Here is a 17,268-nt window from a genome sequence, read left to right on the forward strand (position 1 = left end):
CGGCAGATGTACGAGGGTGCCATCCAGGATCTGATCGACGAGCTGGGCCGGTTGCCGGGCGTGGGCCCGAAGAGTGCCCAGCGGATCGCGTTCCACGTGCTGTCGGCGGATCCGGCCGACGTCAACCGGCTGGCCGGCGCGCTGCGCAAGGTCAAGGACCTGGTGCGGTTCTGCACGACCTGCTACAACGTGGCCGAGTCGGAGCAGTGCCGGATCTGCCGCGACCCACGGCGTACCGACGAGGTGCTCTGCGTGGTCGAGGAGCCGAAGGACGTGGTGGCGATCGAGCGGACCGGCGAGTTCCGCGGGCGCTACCACGTGCTCGGCGGCGCGATCAATCCGCTAGAGGGCATCGGCCCGGACAACCTGCGGATCCGTGAGCTGATGACCCGCCTCGGCGGCGGCGAGGTCCGCGAGCTGATCCTCGCCACCGACCCGAACACCGAGGGCGAGGCGACAGCCACCTACCTGGCGCTGATGGTCAAGCCGATGGGGATCGCCGTGACCCGACTCGCGAGTGGACTGCCGGTCGGCGGCGACCTGGAGTACGCCGACGAGATCACGCTGGGCCGGGCCTTCGAGGGCCGACGGGCCGTCTGAATCCAGTCGTGCCGCCTCCGGCGGGTGCCCTCCGGGGTGCCCGCCGGACGTGTCTCCGGGCCGGACCGGACGCCCGTCGATCTAACAGGAACGTGCGTCCGGGACCGGATCGACGTAATAAATTCGCCCTTCAAACCGACGAAAGTTCGGCGATGCAAGGGATTCGCCTTCGATCCGTATGCCTCGTTGCGGAACAGACACGATTCGATACCAACCCACCCCCCGCCGGTTTCCGGGCCGTCCGCCCGAGGGCTAAGGTCTGCGCACATCGGTGACCCTGTCACCACGTTGTCCGTACCCCCAAGGACGAGGTGAAAGCACCATGCGTGCATCCAGGCCGAAGGTCGCAATCGCGGCCGTCGCGGTCGCGGCCCTCGCGGTTGCAGGCTGCGCCGAGAGCGACCGTGAGAGTGGCTCCGGAGATAGCAAGAAGGACACCCTCGTCTTCGGCGTCGCCGGAGACCCGAAGGTGCTCGACCCCAGCTTCGCCAGCGACGGTGAGTCGCTGCGCGTGGCGCGCCAGGTCTTCGAGACCCTGGTCCGTCCGGAGGAGGGCGGCACCAAGGTGACGCCGGGCCTCGCCGAGTCCTGGACGCCGGACGCGGCGGGCACCACCTGGACGTTCAAGCTCCGCTCGGGAGTCAAGTTCCACGACGGCACCGACTTCAACGCCGAAGCCGTCTGCGCCAACTTCGACCGCTGGTACAACGCCAAGGGCCTCATGCAGAGCCCGGACGTGACCGCCTACTGGCAGGACGTCATGGGCGGGTTCGCCAAGAACGAGGACCCGGAGCTGGGGCCGAGCCTCTTCAAGTCCTGCACCGCCAAGGACGCCACCACTGTGGACCTCGCGTTCACCCGGGTCTCCAGCAAGATCCCGGCCGCGCTGATGCTGCCGTCGTTCTCGATCCAGAGCCCCAAGGCGATGGAGCAGTACGACGCGAGCAACGTGACCGGCACCGCCGAGGACATCAAGTACCCGGCGTACGCGATGGAGCACCCGACCGGCACCGGCCCGTTCAAGTTCAAGGCGTGGGACATCGCGAACAAGTCGCTCACCATCGAGCGCAACGACGACTACTACGGCGACAAGGCCAAGCTGAAGACCATCATCTTCAAGACGATCTCGGACGAGAACGCCCGCAAGCAGGCGCTCCGCTCGGGTGACATCCAGGGCTACGACCTGGTCGGCCCGGCGGACGTGGAGCCGCTGAAGAAGGAGGGCTTCAACGTCCTCACCCGGCCCGCCTTCAACATCCTCTACCTGGCGATCAACCAGAAGGGGAACCCGAAGCTGGCCGACCTGAAGGTCCGGCAGGCCATCGCGCACGCGCTGAACCGGCAGGCCCTGGTCGACTCGAAGCTGCCCCCGGGCGCCAAGGTCGCGATGAACTTCTTCCCGGACACCGTCGAGGGCTGGAACGGCGACGTCACCAAGTACGACTACAACCCGGAGAAGGCCAAGCAGCTGCTGGCCGAGGCGGGCGCGTCGAACCTGACGCTGAAGTTCCACTACCCGACCGAGGTCACCCGGCCGTACATGCCGAACCCGAAGGACATCTTCGAGCTGCTCTCGGCGGACCTCAAGGCGGTCGGCATCAACGTCCAGGCCATCCCGCTGAAGTGGAGCCCGGACTACCTCAACGCCACCACCTCCGGCAACAAGCACGACCTGCACTTCCTCGGCTGGACCGGTGACTACGGCGACGCGTACAACTTCATCGGCACCTTCTTCGACCGCCAGAAGGACGAGTGGGGCTTCAACAACCCCGCGCTCTTCGCGCAGTTCAAGGACGCCGACACCACCGCCGACGTGGCGGCCCGGACGGAGAAGTACAAGGCGCTGAACAAGACGATCATGGACTTCCTGCCGGGTGTGCCGATCTCGCACTCCCCGCCGGCGATCGTGTTCGGCAAGGACGTGACCGGGGTCAAGGCGAGCCCGCTCACCGACGAGCGGTACGCGACCGCAGAGTTCAAGTGATCTGAAGGCACCGTACGCGGGCGGGCGCTGTGACCACAGCGCCCGCCCGCACCCCTCCGCACACCCTCCGAGGCGCCCGTGTTCCGGTTCATCATCAGACGCCTGCTACAGCTGATACCCACGCTGTTCGGGCTCTCCGTCCTGCTGTTCATCTGGCTCCACCGACTTCCGGGCGGGCCCGAGACCGCGATCCTCGGTGAACGGGGCACGCCCGAGACGCGCGCCGCCATCCGGCGCAACCTCGGCCTCGACGAGCCGATCCTGGTCCAGTACGCCCGCTTCCTGCGGCGGATGATCCGGCTCGACCTGGGCACCTCGACCGGTACGAAGCGGGCCGTCACCACGGAGTTCGTGGAGCGGTTCCCCGGCACCGTCGAGCTGACCGTCATGGCCATGATCCTCGCGGTCGGCATCGGCATCCCGCTCGGCTACCTGGCCGCCCGCCGCCGGGGCCGGTTCCTCGACCACGCCTCGGTCGGCGGATCGCTCATCGGCATCTGCATCCCGGTCTTCTTCCTGGCGTACGTGCTCAAGGCGATCTTCGCGGAGAACCTGGGCTGGTTCCCCTCCAGCGGCCGGCAGGACCCGACCATCGGGGCGACCCGGGTCACCAACTTCTTCGTCCTCGACGGGCTCATGACCCGCGAGTGGGACGCCGCCGCCGACGCGCTGTGGCACCTCGTGCTGCCGGGCGTCGCGCTCGCCAGCATCCCGCTCGCGATCATCGTCCGGATCACCCGGGCCAGCGTGCTGGAGGTGCTCAACGAGGACTTCGTCCGGACCGCCGAGGCCAAGGGCCTGACCGAGCGGACCGTCCGCCGCCGGCACGTGCTGCGCAACGCCATGCTGCCGGTGGCCACCTCGATCGGTCTCCAGACCGGTCTCCTGCTCTCCGGCGCGGTGCTCACCGAGACCGTGTTCGCGTTCAGCGGCATCGGCGCGTTCGTCGCCGAGTCGATCAGCCAGCGCGACTACCCGGTGCTGATGGGCTTCATCATGATCATTGCGGTGGTGTACGTGCTGGTGAATCTCCTGGTCGACCTCTCCTACAGCGTGATCGACCCGAGGGTGAGGGTGCGATGACCATCACCGGTGGCAAGAAGCGCGAGAAGATCGACCGGCTCGCCGAGCTGGCCGCCCGCGAGGACGAGCAGGGGGTGAGCCTCTGGAAGGAGGCGTTCCGCCGGCTGCGGCGCAATCCGGCGGCCGTCATCGGCGTGGTCATCCTGGCGATCTTCGTCCTGGTCGCGGTGATCGGGCCGTTCCTCGTCCCGTACAGCCCGACGGACTCCATCGGCATCCGCGAAGGGCTGGTCAAGTCCGGCCAGGGCATCATCCCGGGGGTCTCCGCCGACCACTGGCTCGGCTTCGACCACCAGGGCCGGGACGAGTTCAGCCGGCTCATCGTCGGGGCCCGGCAGACGCTGCTCGTCGGCGTGGTCTCCACCCTGATCGGCCTCGCGGTCGGCGCGCTGATCGGCGGCGTCGCCGGTGCCGCGGCCGGTCTGGGCGGGCGCTGGGGCCGCTGGATCGACACCACCCTGATGCGCTTCATCGACATGCTGCTGGCCATGCCGAGCCTGCTGCTCGCGGTGAGCATCGCCGCGCTGCTCGGCGCCAGCCTCACCACCGTGATGATCGCTGTCGGTGTGGTGTCGGTGCCGATCTTCGCCCGGCTGCTGCGGGGCTCGATGATCGCGCAGGCCAACAGCGACTACGTGCTGGCCGCGACGTCGCTCGGCGTGAAGCGGTCCAAGATCGCCCTCACCCACGTGGTGCCGAACTCGATCGCCCCGGTCATCGTGCAGGCCACGCTGACGCTGGCGACCGCGATCATCGAGGCGGCCGCGCTGTCCTTCCTCGGTCTCGGCAACCCCGACTCGGCCATCCCGGAGTGGGGCGTCATGCTCGCCGACGCGCAGCCGTACCTGGGCATCCGGCCGGGACTGGCGATCTATCCGGCGCTCGGCATCATCATCACCGCGCTCGGGTTCACCCTGCTCGGTGAGGCGATGCGCGAGGCTCTCGATCCAAAGCTGCGGAAGTAGGTCAGTCAGCCATGGCACTGCTCGAAGTGGACGACCTCTCCGTCACGTTCGCCCGTCGTGGGCAGCGCACCGTGCACGCGGTGGACGGGGTGTCCTTCTCGGTCGACGCCGGCGAGGTGGTCGGCCTGGTCGGCGAGTCCGGCTGCGGCAAGAGCGTCACGTCGCTGGCCATCATGGGCCTGCTGCCCAAGCAGCCGGGCCTGCGGGTCGGTGGCAAGGCGGTCTTCGACGGCACCGACCTGCTCCAGCTCGACGACCGGTCCCGCCGCGACATCCGCGGCCGGGATGTCGCGATGATCTTCCAGGATCCGCTCTCCTCGCTGAACCCGGTCATCCCGATCGGGCTCCAGGTGACCGAGGTGCTCGCCCGGCACCGGGGCATGAGGGGCGAGGCGGCCACCAGGGAGGCGGCCGACCTGCTCGACCGGGTGGGCATCCCGGACCCGCGGCGGCGCCTGAAGGAGTACCCGCACCAGCTCTCCGGGGGCATGCGGCAGCGGGCGCTGATCGCCATGGCGGTCGCCTGCCAGCCTCGGCTGCTGATCGCCGACGAGCCGACCACCGCGCTCGACGTCACCATCCAGGCGCAGATCCTGGAACTGCTCAAGGACCTGGTCCGGGACTCCGGCACCGCCCTGGTCATGATCACGCACGACCTCGGCGTGGTCGCCGGCATGTGCGAGACCATCAACGTCCTCTACGCCGGCCGGGTGGTGGAGACGGCCACCCGCCGTCCGCTGTTCCGCCAGCCCCGGCACCCGTACACCGAGGGGTTGCTCGGTTCGGTGCCGCGCCTGGACGCCGGCCGCGGCGAACGGCTGAACCCCATCCCCGGCTCGGTGCGCGACGTGCTGCCCTGGCCGGACGGCTGCGCGTTCGCCCCGCGCTGCACCCGCCGCGTCGACGCGTGTGTGGGCGAGCCGCCGGAGCTTGTGCTCACCCACGACGCGCGCAGCTACCGCTGCGTCAACCCGGTGCCGGTCCCCGGCCTGACCCCGGAGGCGGACACCCGCGCGACCGCGCCGACGACCGCCGAACCGGGTGCGGTGCCGGCCCAGGCCGAGCCGGCCGACCCGCCCGCCGTGCCCGGCTTCGGACCGGCTCCGCGCGAGGAGGAGACCCCATGAGCGACAACGACATCCTCGTCGAGGTCCGCGACCTGAAGGTGCACTTCCCGATCCGCCGGGGCGTGCTGTTCGACCGGACCGTCGGGCACGTCAAGGCGGTCGACGGGGTCGACCTGAGGATCCCGCGCGGCAAGACGTACGGGCTGGTGGGCGAGTCGGGCTGCGGCAAGTCCACGCTCGGCCGGGCGCTGCTCCAGCTCAACCCGCCGACCAGCGGCGAGGTGAAGTTCGACGGCGTCGAGCTGACCACGCTGCCCGCCGGCAAACTGCGCACGATGCGCCGCCGGATGCAGATGATCTTCCAGGACCCGATGTCCAGCCTGGATCCCCGCCAGAACGTCGAGTCGATCCTGACCGAGGGCCTCCAGACCCACGGCATCGGCGCGAACCGGGACGACCGGCGGCGGATCATCGGCGAGACGCTCGACGCGGTCGGCCTGCCGAAGTGGGCGCTGTCCCGCTACCCGCACGAGTTCTCCGGCGGCCAGCGCCAGCGCATCGGCATCGCCCGCGCGCTCGTCCTCGGCCCGGAGCTGATCGTCGCCGACGAGCCGGTCTCCGCGCTGGACGTGTCGATCCAGGCGCAGGTGGTGAACCTGCTCGACGAACTCCAGGACAGCCTCGGCCTGACGTACCTGGTCATCGCGCACGACCTGGCCGTGGTGCGGCACATCTCCGACGTGGTCGGCGTGATGTACCTGGGCGCGCTGGTGGAGGAGGCGCCGAGCGACCGGCTCTACACCGAGCCGCTACACCCGTACACCCGGGCGCTGATGTCGGCGGTGCCGGTGCCGGACCCGGACGTGGAGGACCGGCGCGAGCGCATCCTGCTCGCCGGTGACCTGCCGTCGCCTGCCAACCCGCCGTCGGGCTGCCGGTTCCACACCCGCTGCCCGTGGGCGCAGCCGACCCGCTGTGCCGACGAGCGGCCGGAGCTGCGCTCGATCGGCGCCAGCCGGGTGGCCTGCCACTGGGCCGAGCAGATCGCCGCGGGTGAGCTGCGCCCGCACGAGGTGACCGCGAAGATCACCCGGCCGGAGGGCGAGGGCGAGGAGCCGGGCGTGGTCTCCGCGCCCAGCGAGCCCGGATCGTACGTCTGACACGACAAAGCGCGTCCCCACCCGGCCCGGGTGGGGACGCGCTTTGTCGTCGGTCAGCCCTCGGGGCGGTTGAGCAGGCCCACCGCGATCGTGTGCACGGCGTCCAGCGCGGCCGGGTCGGCCAGCGGCGCGGAACCGTCGGTGACCGCGTACCACTCGTCGGCGTCCTTGTACTGCACCCGCAGCGTCACCCGGCCGTCGGCGTGCTCGGTGCGCAGCGTCAACTCTCCGGTCACCACGCCCACCTCGTCGGTCATGACCCCGCCCGGCCCGGCGGTGATGTCAGCGGTGCGGTCCGCCGGTCCGCCCGGCGCGCCGCCGGCCGGCGCACCCGGCACCGCGTCGGCGGTCATGCCCGCTCCGGCGACGTCGGCGGGTGCCGGCTGCCGGCCGTCAGCCGTCATCCCGGCCGAGGCCGGACCGGCCGGTGCGGACTCCGGGGCCGGTGCGCCGCCTGCCTCCGGCGCCGGTGTGGCGTCCGGCCCAGTCACGGTTTGCTCGCCCATGTGCAGCCCTCCAGCATGTCGGTGAGAGCGGCCTTCTCGGCACTTGTCACAGTCAGCCGCCAGTAGTGCTTGACCGTCACCCAGTCCGCCGCGTACTGACACCAGGACGACCGGTTCGGCGGCTTCCACTGGGACGGATCCTGGTCACCCTTTGCCCGGTTGGACCGCGCCGAAACCGCGATGAGCTGCGGCCGGGTCAGGTCGTTGGCGAAGTCGCCGCGCTTCGAGTCGTCCCACTCGTCCGCGCCCGAACGCCACGCGGCGGCCAGCGGCACGGTGTGGTCGATGTCCACGCCCGACGGATCGTTCAGCACCACCCCGTCGTAGACGCTCTCCCACCGGCCGCCGACCACGTTGCAGCCGGACAGCTTGATGCCCTCGCCGTCGCGTTGCAGCACGCTGTCGCGTACGTCGCAGTTCTTGCCGGTGCCGCGCCAGTGCGGGAAACGGGAGCGGCTGTAGCCCTTCATCGACCCGGCGGTGGCCACGGTCAGCTCACCGAGCTGCTTGTTGACGTTCCCGGCGGCGCTCGGCGGCGCCTCCGGCTCGGTGACCGACACGTCGCAGCCGGCCACGCCGAGGGCCAGCACCGCGCTCAGCGCGGCCGCCAGCCCGGCTCGGGCTCCTGATCTCGTACGCACAGACGACACCTCTCCAGCTTGCGGGCTCCGGGCGAGTCCGCACAGTACCCGGCGGCGGTTTCCGCGATTCGTGGCGTCGAGGGTGGGCGGCGGGCAGAGTGGTGAGACGTGACCGCACCCGCTCCCGCGCTGCGTACCGGCTCCGCCGCCGGACGCGGCACGCTGCTCGCCGCGATCCTCGCCTCGGGCATGGTGTTCCTGGACAGCACGGTCGTCAACGTCGCGCTGCCGCGCCTCGGTGCCGAACTGGACGCCACAGTCGCCGGTCTGCAGTGGACCGTGAACGGCTACCTGCTCATGCTCGCCGCGTTCGTGCTGCTCGGCGGTGCGCTCGGGGACCGGTTCGGGCGGCGGCGCGTCTTCCTGTTCGGCGTGGTCTGGTTCGCTGTGGCGTCGGTGCTCTGCGGGCTGGCCCAGGACACCGGCTGGCTCGTCGCCGCCCGGTTCCTCCAGGGCGCCGGCGGGGCGCTGCTCACCCCCGGCTCGCTGTCGGTGCTCCAGGCCAGCTTCCACCCGGACGACAGGGGCCGGGCGATCGGCACCTGGTCCGGGCTGTCCGGGGTGTCCACAGCGCTCGGTCCGCTGCTCGGCGGCTGGCTGATCGACACGCTCTCCTGGCGGTGGATCTTCTTCGTCAACCTGCCGCTGGCCGTCGGCGTGGTGCTCGCCGCGCTGCGCTGGGTGCCGGAGAGCCGGGACGAGGAGGCGTCGCGTACCGGGGAGGGGCGGCGGTTCGACGTGGCAGGTGCGCTGCTCGGCGCGCTCGCGCTCGGCGGAGTCACGTACGCGCTGATCGACGCGCCGGCGCGTGGCCTGGACTCCCCGGCGGTGCTGGTCACGGCGGTGCTCGGGGTGGCCGCCGTGGTGGTCTTCGTGCTCGTCGAGCGGCGGCGCGGCGACACCGCGATGCTGCCCACCGGGCTGTTCTCCAGCCGGCTGTTCTCCGTGCTGAACGTCTTCACAGTGGTGGTGTACGCGGCGCTCGGCGGGTTCACCTTCTTCCTCGCCGTCTACCTCCAGAACGTGGTCGGCTGGTCGGCGCTGCTCACCGGCCTGGCCACGGTGCCGATGACGGTGCTGCTGCTGGTCGGCTCGCCGCGCGCGGGCGCGCTGTCGGCCCGCATCGGCCCCCGGCTGCCGCTCACCGTCGGCCCGGTGATCGCCGCGGTGGGTCTGCTGCTGTTGCGCCGGGTCGGGCCGGGCGCGTCGTACTGGGTGGACGTGCTGCCGGGCGTGGCACTGTTCGGCGCCGGGCTCACGCTCGTGGTGGCGCCGCTGACCACATCGGTGCTCGGTGCCGTCGCGGACCGCTTCGCCGGGGTGGCGAGCGGATTCAACAACGCCGCCTCCCGGGCCGGCGGCCTGCTCGCGGTGGCCGCGCTGCCGCTGCTGGTCGGGCTCTCCGGCACCGGGTACGAGCAGAAGGGCGCGCTCGCCGACGCGTACCGGGGGGCGCTGGCCTGGTGCGCCGGGCTGCTGCTGGCCGGCGCGGTGCTCGCCGCCGTGCTGATCCACCGCCCCCGGCGGGAGGGCGGGGCCCCCGCGTCACGCTGAGGCCCCGCCGTGCCGGAATCAGGCGCGGGTGCGGTTCACCGCGCTCGTGACCGCCTTGATCGAGGCGGTGACGATGTTGGCGTCCACCCCGACGCCCCACACCGTGCGGCCGTCCACCTCGCACTCCACGTACGCGGCGGCCTGCGCGTCACCGCCGGAGGACAGCGCGTGCTCGTGGTAGTCGAGCACCCGCACCGCCACGCCCAGGGACTGCAGCGCGTTGACGTACGCGTCGATCGGGCCGTTCCCGACGGCGGTGAGCGCGCGGGTCTCGCCGCCGAAGCCGACGCGGGCGTCGATCTCGACCTTGCCGTCGACGGTGCCGATCGTGTACTCGGCCAGCTTCACGGCCGGGTCGACCTGGTGGTCGACCAGGTAGTTGCGGGCGAAGATCTCCCACATCGCGCCCGGCTCGACCTCGCCGCCGCCGTGGTCGGTGACCTGCTGCACCACGCCGGAGAACTCGATCTGGAGGCGGCGCGGCAGGTCGAGCTGGTGCTCGGTCTTCATGATGTACGCGACGCCGCCCTTGCCGGACTGCGAGTTGACCCGGATGACCGCCTCGTAGGTGCGGCCCAGGTCCTTCGGGTCGATCGGCAGGTAGGGCACCGCCCAGGTGAAGTCGTCCACCGGCACCCCGGCCGCCGTCGCGTCGGCGTGCAGCGCGGCGAAGCCCTTGTTGATCGCGTCCTGGTGCGAGCCGGAGAACGCGGTGTAGACCAGGTCGCCCGCGTACGGGTGGCGCTCGTGCACCGGCAGCTGGTTGCAGTACTCGACGGCCCGCTTGACCTCGTCGATGTTGGAGAAGTCGATCATCGGGTCGATGCCCTGGGAGAACATGTTCAGGCCCAGCGTCACCAGGTCCACGTTGCCGGTGCGCTCGCCGTTGCCGAACAGGCAGCCCTCGATCCGGTCCGCGCCGGCCAGCAGGCCCAGCTCGGCGGCGGCCACGCCGGTGCCCCGGTCGTTGTGCGGGTGCAGGCTCAGCACCAGGCTGTCCCGCCGGGGCAGCCGCCGGTGCATCCACTCGATCGAGTCGGCGTAGACGTTCGGCATCGCCATCTCGACGGTGGCCGGCAGGTTGATGATCAGCTTCCGGTCCGGCGTCGGGTCGATCACGTCGATCACCGCCGAGCAGACCTCCAGCGCGTACTCCAGCTCGGTGCCCGTGTACGACTCCGGCGAGTACTCGTAGTGGATGTCGGTGTCCGGGGTGTGGATCTCCGCGTACTTCTGGCACAGCCGCGCGCCCTGCGTGGCGATGTCGGTGATGCCGTCGCGGTCCAGGCCGAAGACCACCCGGCGCTGCAGCGTCGAGGTGGAGTTGTAGAAGTGCACGATGGCCCGGCGGGCGCCGCGCAGCGACTCGAAGGTCCGCTCGATCAGGTGCTCCCGGCACTGGGTCAGCACCTGGATGGTGACGTCCTCGGGGATCAGGTCCTGCTCGATCAGCTGCCGTACGAAGTCGTAGTCGGTCTGGCTCGCCGACGGGAAGCCGACCTCGATCTCCTTGTAGCCCATCTGCACCAGGAGCTGGAACATCCGGCGCTTGCGCTCGGGCGACATCGGGTCGATCAGCGCCTGGTTGCCGTCGCGGAGGTCGACTGCGCACCAGCGGGGCGCGGCCTCGACGCGGCGGGTCGGCCAGGCGCGGTCCGGCAGGTCGACGCCGAACTCACGGTCGTACGGGACGTAGCGGTGGACCGGCATCCGGCTGGGGCGCTGGCTGGCGAACGGATCGGTCTCGGTGACAGGTTGAGCCATCTCGGAGTGCTCCCTGGAACATGTGGCGTCAGCAGATCGGAAAGGTGTCGGCGAGATGCCGGGCGACGGTGCGCGGCGGTGCCGAGAAGAAGATCGGATGTGCTGGACGGCGCGTTTCTACTCCGCGACGAGGTGCCGGCCGGTCAGGCCTCGTCGCGGCAGCCAAGGAGAAGGTACGCGCGCCACATGACAGGGTCACCCTACGTGGTGGGACGTGCCGTGGGAAGGCTGGTCCGGACTATGGGACCAGAGTCACGGAGTCGGAGGACTTCGCCACGCCCGGTAGCCGAGGTGTCCGCTCCGCCCGGGTCACCGCGGGCACGATCGCCAGCCCGACGAGGGTGAAGATCGCCGCGGCCGGGTACCAGCCCCAGCCGCCGGTGCTCACGCCGAGCGCGGTCAGCCCGGCCGGAGCGATCAGGAACTGCACCTGGGAGCCGAGCCCGAACGCGCCGACGTACGCGCCGCGCTGGGCGGCGGGCGGCAGCGTGGCGGTGAGTCCCCAGGCGCCCGCCGACTCGATCAGCTCCGCCAGGATGAGCAGCGTCGCGGCGGCGACCAGCACCGCCACGGTGAGCGGTCCCCGGGTCGCGCCGGAGATCGGCAGGACCACGCAGAACGCGGCGATCAGCACCGCGCCCCGGCGGGACGCCCGGGCCGCGCCCGGCGCGTCGTCCGCGCCCCGGCTGGCGCGTACCTGGAACAGCACGATCAGCACGGTGTTGAGCAGCACCAGCCCGGCGATGATCGTCTTCGGCGCGTCGGTGTGGGTGAGGATCCACAGCGGCATCACCGTCAGGTAGAGCGTCTGGTGCGCGGTGAGCAGCCCGGAGAGCAGCGCGACGGCCATGAAGGGCCGGTCCCGCAGCACCGCCAGCCGGCTCATCGGCTCGGCGGGACGGGTCACCTCCGGCAGCCGGGGCAGGCGGCGGACGAAACCGGCGGTCACCAGGAAGACCACGGCGATGAACCAGACCATCCCGCGGTACGCCCAGATCGTGTCGACGGCCAGCACCAGGCCGCTGATCAGCGCGCCGACCCCGAAGCCGACGTTCAGCGAGGAGCGCTGGTAGGCCATCGCGGTGACCCGTTCCTCCGGGCGCAGCACGTTGATCGAGTAGACCTGGCGGGCCACGCCGGTCGCCGCGCCCGTCACGGCCAGCGCGATCACCACCGCGAGGAACCCGGCGACGCCGCCGACGAACGGGTACGCGGCGAACAGCGCCGCGTCCAGCAGCAGGCAGACGATCCACACCCGCTGCGGCCCGTACCGGTCGGTGAGCCCGCCCAGCGGCACGGTGCCGAGCAGGGACGCCCCGGCGGCGAGTGAGAGGCCGAGCCCCACCTGGGCCGGGCTCAGCCCGAGCGCCCGGGTGAAGAAGACGGCGCTGCCCGCCTGGAACAGGCCGGTGCCGACGGCGAAGACCATCGCCTGCACGGCCAGGGCGCGGGTCAGCCCGGCCGGTGGTACGACGTCGCGGACGGCGGTGCGGATGCTGTCTCTGGCCCCCATGACCGGTAAGCAGATCGTGCCCCCCACGCCAGGGGCGAGCCTTTTAGGCTGAGCCGAATCGGGGGGTGCGCATGTCCGAGTTGCGGTTCACGCTGGCCGACGTCGCGGGCGTGCGGTTCGGTGTGTCGCCGGCCAACGAGACGGTCATGAGCATGTGGGCGCTTGCCGATCCGGCCCGCTATCCGGTGCACCTGCAGTGGATCGACCGGGCCCGGACGACGCTGCGCCGCCCGGAGGTGGCCGAGCGGGTCGCTCCGCTGGTGCATCTCACCCTGCCGCGCCGCTGGCTGCCCGACTTCCTCACCCCGGCGGCCCGCCCGGGGGTGGAGATGGACGGCCAGCTCGACCAGATCGCCGCGACGCCGCCCGACGTGGTGGTCAGGGACCTGCTGGCGACCACGCCGAGCGGACCGCTGCGCCCGTTCGGGCGGGCGTTGCTCGCCGACCCGACCGGGCTGTTGCCGCGGCTCGTCGAGGCGATGCGGGTCTGGTACGACGAGGCGATCGCCCCGGACTGGCCGCGGATGCGGGCGGTGCTCGACGCCGACGTCGCGTACCGGGCGGCCCAGCTCGCCGAGGGCGGGACGGGGAAGCTGTTCGAGCGGCTCCACCCCGGCCTGCGGTGGCTCGGCGACCGGGTGGTCAGCGACGACCCGTTCGAGCGGGACTTCGACCTGCGGGGGCGAGGGCTGGCGTTGAACCCGAGCGTGTTCAGCCATCAGCGGGTGCTGTGGAACCTGCTGGAGGACTCGTTGCCCGCCGCGGCGTACCCGGTGCGGGCGGTCGGGACGCTCTGGGAACGCGCGCCGGAGCCCGAGGGCGATCCACTGGTCCGGGTGGTGGGGGCCGGCCGGGCCGCGTTGCTGCATCTGCTGGACACGTCGGTGACGACCACCGATCTGGCCCGGATCACCGGGATGTCGGCGGGGAACGTCTCGCAGCACCTCTCCGCGCTGCACGCCGCCGGTCTCGTCGTCCGGTCCCGGTCCGGGCGGCACGTGCTCTACCGCAACACCGAGGTGGGCGCGGCCCTGTTGCGCGCGGCCCGCGGTTCCTGAGCGCTCGGGTCGTACGCCCAGCGCTACGGCGCTCCCGGGCTCGGGGCGTCCCGGCTCACCGGCTCGCCGTCGGTCACCGCGCCGGCCAGCTCGACGGAGCCCGGCGCGGCGCCGGGCTCGCCGGTCAGCGTCAGGGTGCCGAACCCGGCCCGTACCGCCGCCGGTGTGCCGTCCTCCCGGAAGCAGTAGATGCCCACGTCGAGCGGCGCGTTCAGCGACGCCGAGGTGCTGTCGACCGTGTAGCACGGGCCGTCGGCGCCCGGCAGCGGCTCGGCGGGGGAGACCGCGAGCGGCGCACGCCGGTCGGTCAGCACCTCCAGCCAGTCGGTGAACGGGTGCTGCACCCGGGGATCCAGCCGGCGCGGCACCGCGTCGTCGGCGTCGCCGAGGCGGACGCAGGTCGCCGCCTGTGCCCAGCCGGCCGAGGGCAGCGCGCACTGGAACAGCCCGTCGGAGGTGCCGGCGAGTGAGACGTCCACCGTGCCGGCGTGCCCCCAGCCGGGCACGTCGACCCGCCAGCTGCCGTCGTTGGCGCTGGTGAAGGACACCGTGCGGGGGGCGCCCTCGGCGGGCGCGAACGCGTACGTGGCGGTGAGGTGCCGGTCCTGCGCCGCGGCGGCCAGCCCGGCCAGTTCCTCGCGGGCGGCGTCCACCTGCACCGGGACCGGGTCGGCGGTGCCGGTGGGCGCCGCATCGGGACGGCCGCCGTCGCAGGCGGCCAGCAGTACCGGCAGGGTGAGCGCGAGCACGCCGGTCAGGCGGGCCGCACGTCGATGAGCGTGCACCGGCTCATTCTGCGTCGTGGGGACGCTCGCGGACAGCCCACCGTACGGCTGTACCGCTTGGCGTGTCGCGTACTCCCGGGCTGGTGAGCCGCCCCACGGCGAGGCCGGATGGTGGGATCACCCGACCCGGCGTCGCGGCCCGCCCGATAGGCTGAGGCGGTCTGACACGCGCCGCCGGACCGAGAGACCCGGCGGCGTCGGCACGCTCAGGGTCGTCGCTGGGAGGGAGTGCACCGTCGTGGCACTCGTGGTGCAGAAGTACGGCGGGTCCTCCGTCGCCAACGCCGAGCGGATCAAGCGGGTGGCCGAGCGCATCGTGGCCGCGCGCAAGGCCGGTGACGACGTGGTGGTGGTGGTGTCCGCCATGGGCGACACCACCGACGAGCTGCTCGACCTGGCCAACCAGGTCAGCCCGCTGCCGCCGGGCCGCGAGCTGGACATGCTGCTCACCGCCGGGGAGCGGATCTCCATGGCGCTGCTCGCCATGGCCATCCACAACCTGGGGTACGAGGCCCGCTCGTTCACCGGTTCCCAGGCCGGCGTGATCACCACCTCGGTGCACGGCCGGGCCCGGATCATCGACGTGACCCCGGGGCGGCTCAAGGGCGCGCTGGACGAGGGCGCGGTGGTCATCGTGGCCGGCTTCCAGGGCGTCTCGCAGGACACCAAGGACGTGACCACGCTCGGGCGGGGCGGCTCGGACACCACTGCCGTGGCGCTCGCCGCCGCGCTGGAGGCGGACGTCTGCGAGATCTACACGGACGTGGACGGCATCTTCACCGCCGACCCGCGCATCGTGCCGAACGCGCGGCACATCAAGCTGATCACCTACGAGGAGATGCTGGAGCTGGCCGCCTGCGGCGCGAAGGTGCTGCACCTGCGCAGCGTCGAGTACGCGCGGCGCGCGGGCTTGCCGATCCACGTCCGTTCGTCATACTCGACCAACACCGGCACGATGGTCACCGGATCGATGGAGGACCTTCCTGTGGAACAGGCACTGATCACCGGGGTCGCCCACGACCGCAGCGAGGCGAAGATCACGATCGTCGGCGTGCCCGACGAGCCGGGCGCCGCCGCGTCGATCTTCGACACCGTGGCCGGCGCGGAGATCAACATCGACATGATCGTGCAGAACGTGTCCACCGAGGGCACCGGCCGCACGGACATCTCGTTCACGCTGCCCAAGGCCGACGGCCCGACCGCGATGACCGCGCTCAGCAAGATCCAGGAGTCGGTCAAGTTCAAGGGCCTGCTGTACGACGACCACGTCGGCAAGGTCTCCCTGATCGGCGCGGGCATGCGCTCGCACCCGGGCGTGGCCGCCGGCTTCTTCGCCGCCCTCGGCGCGGCCGGCGTGAACATCGAGATGATCTCCACGTCGGAGATCCGGGTCTCCGTGGTCTGCCGCGACACCGACCTCGACAAGGCGGTCCGGGCCATCCACGACGCCTTCGAGCTGGGTGGTGACACCGAAGCCGTCGTCTACGCCGGCACCGGGCGGTAACGCGTCATGGCGTCGCTACCCACCCTCGCCGTGGTCGGGGCGACAGGTGCCGTCGGCACGGTGATGTGCCAGATCCTCTCCTCCCGGCGCAACGTCTGGGGCGAGATCCGGCTGCTCGCATCCGAGCGGTCGGCCGGCCGGCGCGTGCAGTGCCGGGGCGAGGAGCTGACCGTCCAGGCGCTCACCGCCGACGCGCTCGACGGCGTCGACGTGGCGATGTTCGACGTGCCGGACGACGTCTCCGCTCAGTGGGCCCCGGTCGCTGTCGCGCGCGGCGCCGTGGTGGTGGACAACTCCGGCGCCTTCCGGATGGACCGCGACGTGCCGCTCGTGGTCCCCGAGATCAACCCCGAGCAGGTGCGCAACCGGCCCAAGGGCATCATCGCCAACGCCAACTGCACCACCCTGGCGATGATCGTGGCGGTCGCGCCGCTGCACCGCGAGTACGGGCTGCGCGAGCTGGTGCTCGCGTCGTACCAGGCGGTCTCCGGGGCGGGGCAGGCAGGCGTGGACGCGCTGCACCTCCAGCTCGGCAAGATCGCCGGGGATCGGGTGCTCGGTACCCGTGCCGGGGACGTGCGGCAGGCCGTCGGAGACGAGCTGGGTCCGTTCCCGGCGCCGCTGGCGCTGAACGTCGTACCGTGGGCGGGCTCGCTCGCCGACGGCGGATGGTCCTCCGAGGAGATGAAGCTGCGCAACGAGTCGCGCAAGATCCTCGGGCTGCCCGACCTCAAGGTGTCCGCCACCTGCGTACGGGTGCCGGTGGTAACCGGTCACTCGGTCGCCGTGCACGCGGTCTTCGCCACCGAGGTGGACGCCGAGGGCGCTCGCGAGGTGCTGCGCAACGCCCCGGGCGTGATCCTGGTCGACGACCCGGCGGCCGGGGAGTTCCCGATGCCGATCGACGCGGTCGGCACCGACCCGTCCTGGGTGGGCCGGATCCGCCGGGCGGTGGACGACCCCCGCGCCCTGGACCTGTTCGTGACCGGCGACAACCTCCGCAAGGGCGCCGCCCTCAACACGGCCCAGATAGCCGCTGTCCCTTCTACACATCTCCGAGCCCACGCGACCGTACTAGCTCCCG

The 17,268-nt window shown here is 71.6% G+C and carries 15 protein-coding genes; 10 read left to right on the plus strand and 5 right to left on the minus strand.

Features of this window, described 5'->3' with window-relative positions; all coding sequences use genetic code 11:
- Positions 1-6 precede the first annotated feature (6 nt).
- The 6 genes from recR to F8279_RS09515 all read left to right on the plus strand — a co-directional run bounded on the left by recR (position 7) and on the right by F8279_RS09515 (position 6,859).
- Positions 7-600, plus strand: a complete 594-nt coding sequence (gene recR / locus F8279_RS09490) for a recombination mediator RecR (RefSeq protein ID WP_013289050.1) — start codon at positions 7-9, stop codon at positions 598-600.
- A gap of 322 nt (positions 601-922) precedes the next feature.
- Positions 923-2,584 carry an ABC transporter substrate-binding protein gene (locus F8279_RS09495; RefSeq protein ID WP_091425902.1) on the plus strand — a complete coding sequence of 554 codons (1,662 nt, stop codon included), beginning with the start codon at positions 923-925 and terminating at the stop codon, positions 2,582-2,584.
- A gap of 78 nt (positions 2,585-2,662) precedes the next feature.
- On the plus strand, positions 2,663-3,667 hold the full coding sequence (locus tag F8279_RS09500; RefSeq protein WP_091425900.1) for an ABC transporter permease: 1,005 nt from the start codon (positions 2,663-2,665) through the stop codon (positions 3,665-3,667).
- Positions 3,664-4,632: an ABC transporter permease gene (locus tag F8279_RS09505; protein WP_091425898.1), complete on the plus strand. Its 969-nt coding sequence runs from the start codon at positions 3,664-3,666 to the stop codon at positions 4,630-4,632. The genes F8279_RS09500 and F8279_RS09505 overlap by 4 nt, the downstream gene beginning before the upstream one ends.
- A gap of 11 nt (positions 4,633-4,643) precedes the next feature.
- On the plus strand, positions 4,644-5,759 hold the full coding sequence (locus tag F8279_RS09510) for an ABC transporter ATP-binding protein (protein ID WP_091425897.1): 1,116 nt from the start codon (positions 4,644-4,646) through the stop codon (positions 5,757-5,759).
- Complete coding sequence (locus tag F8279_RS09515; protein ID WP_151499706.1) at positions 5,756-6,859, plus strand: ABC transporter ATP-binding protein; 1,104 nt, start codon at positions 5,756-5,758, stop codon at positions 6,857-6,859. Before F8279_RS09510 ends, F8279_RS09515 begins: the two co-directional genes overlap by 4 nt.
- 53 nt (positions 6,860-6,912) lie before the next feature.
- On the opposite strand, the gene F8279_RS09520 is transcribed toward F8279_RS09515, so the two are convergent.
- Both F8279_RS09520 and F8279_RS09525 read right to left on the minus strand, forming a co-directional pair.
- A complete protein-coding gene (locus tag F8279_RS09520) occupies positions 6,913-7,365 on the minus strand; it encodes a hypothetical protein (protein ID WP_151499707.1) in 453 nt (150 codons plus the stop codon).
- Positions 7,347-8,006, minus strand: a complete 660-nt coding sequence (locus F8279_RS09525) for an HNH endonuclease family protein (RefSeq protein WP_091425889.1) — start codon at positions 8,004-8,006, stop codon at positions 7,347-7,349. The genes F8279_RS09520 and F8279_RS09525 overlap by 19 nt, the downstream gene beginning before the upstream one ends.
- A gap of 108 nt (positions 8,007-8,114) precedes the next feature.
- On the opposite strand from F8279_RS09525, the gene F8279_RS09530 reads away from it, so the two are divergent.
- Complete coding sequence (locus F8279_RS09530; RefSeq protein WP_151499709.1) at positions 8,115-9,560, plus strand: MFS transporter; 1,446 nt, start codon at positions 8,115-8,117, stop codon at positions 9,558-9,560.
- A gap of 18 nt (positions 9,561-9,578) precedes the next feature.
- On the opposite strand, the gene leuA is transcribed toward F8279_RS09530, so the two are convergent.
- Together leuA and F8279_RS09540 are read right to left on the minus strand one after the other, a co-directional pair.
- Entirely contained in the window at positions 9,579-11,324 is a 1,746-nt protein-coding gene (leuA, locus tag F8279_RS09535) for a 2-isopropylmalate synthase (protein WP_151499710.1), read from the minus strand.
- A 238-nt stretch (positions 11,325-11,562) separates the two neighbouring features.
- Complete coding sequence (locus tag F8279_RS09540; protein WP_091425882.1) at positions 11,563-12,837, minus strand: MFS transporter; 1,275 nt, start codon at positions 12,835-12,837, stop codon at positions 11,563-11,565.
- 71 nt (positions 12,838-12,908) lie between these two features.
- On the opposite strand from F8279_RS09540, the gene F8279_RS09545 reads away from it, so the two are divergent.
- Positions 12,909-13,895, plus strand: a complete 987-nt coding sequence (locus tag F8279_RS09545) for a DUF5937 family protein (protein ID WP_151499711.1) — start codon at positions 12,909-12,911, stop codon at positions 13,893-13,895.
- Between the two features lie 23 nt (positions 13,896-13,918).
- On the opposite strand, the gene F8279_RS09550 is transcribed toward F8279_RS09545, so the two are convergent.
- On the minus strand, positions 13,919-14,644 hold the full coding sequence (locus F8279_RS09550) for a hypothetical protein (protein WP_151499715.1): 726 nt from the start codon (positions 14,642-14,644) through the stop codon (positions 13,919-13,921).
- 274 nt (positions 14,645-14,918) lie between these two features.
- Here F8279_RS09550 and F8279_RS09555 point away from each other — a divergent pair, with 274 nt between their 5' ends.
- Both F8279_RS09555 and F8279_RS09560 read left to right on the plus strand, forming a co-directional pair.
- Positions 14,919-16,184 (plus strand): aspartate kinase, encoded by a 1,266-nt coding sequence (locus F8279_RS09555; RefSeq protein WP_091425876.1) that lies wholly within the window; start codon positions 14,919-14,921, stop codon positions 16,182-16,184.
- A 6-nt stretch (positions 16,185-16,190) separates the two neighbouring features.
- Positions 16,191-17,268, plus strand: a 1,078-nt coding sequence (locus tag F8279_RS09560; RefSeq protein WP_151499713.1) for an aspartate-semialdehyde dehydrogenase, incomplete at its 3' end; no start/stop codon positions are given.

This window comes from Micromonospora sp. AMSO1212t, from assembly GCF_008868145.1.
Classification (GTDB): Bacteria; Actinomycetota; Actinomycetes; order Mycobacteriales; family Micromonosporaceae; genus Micromonospora; species Micromonospora tulbaghiae.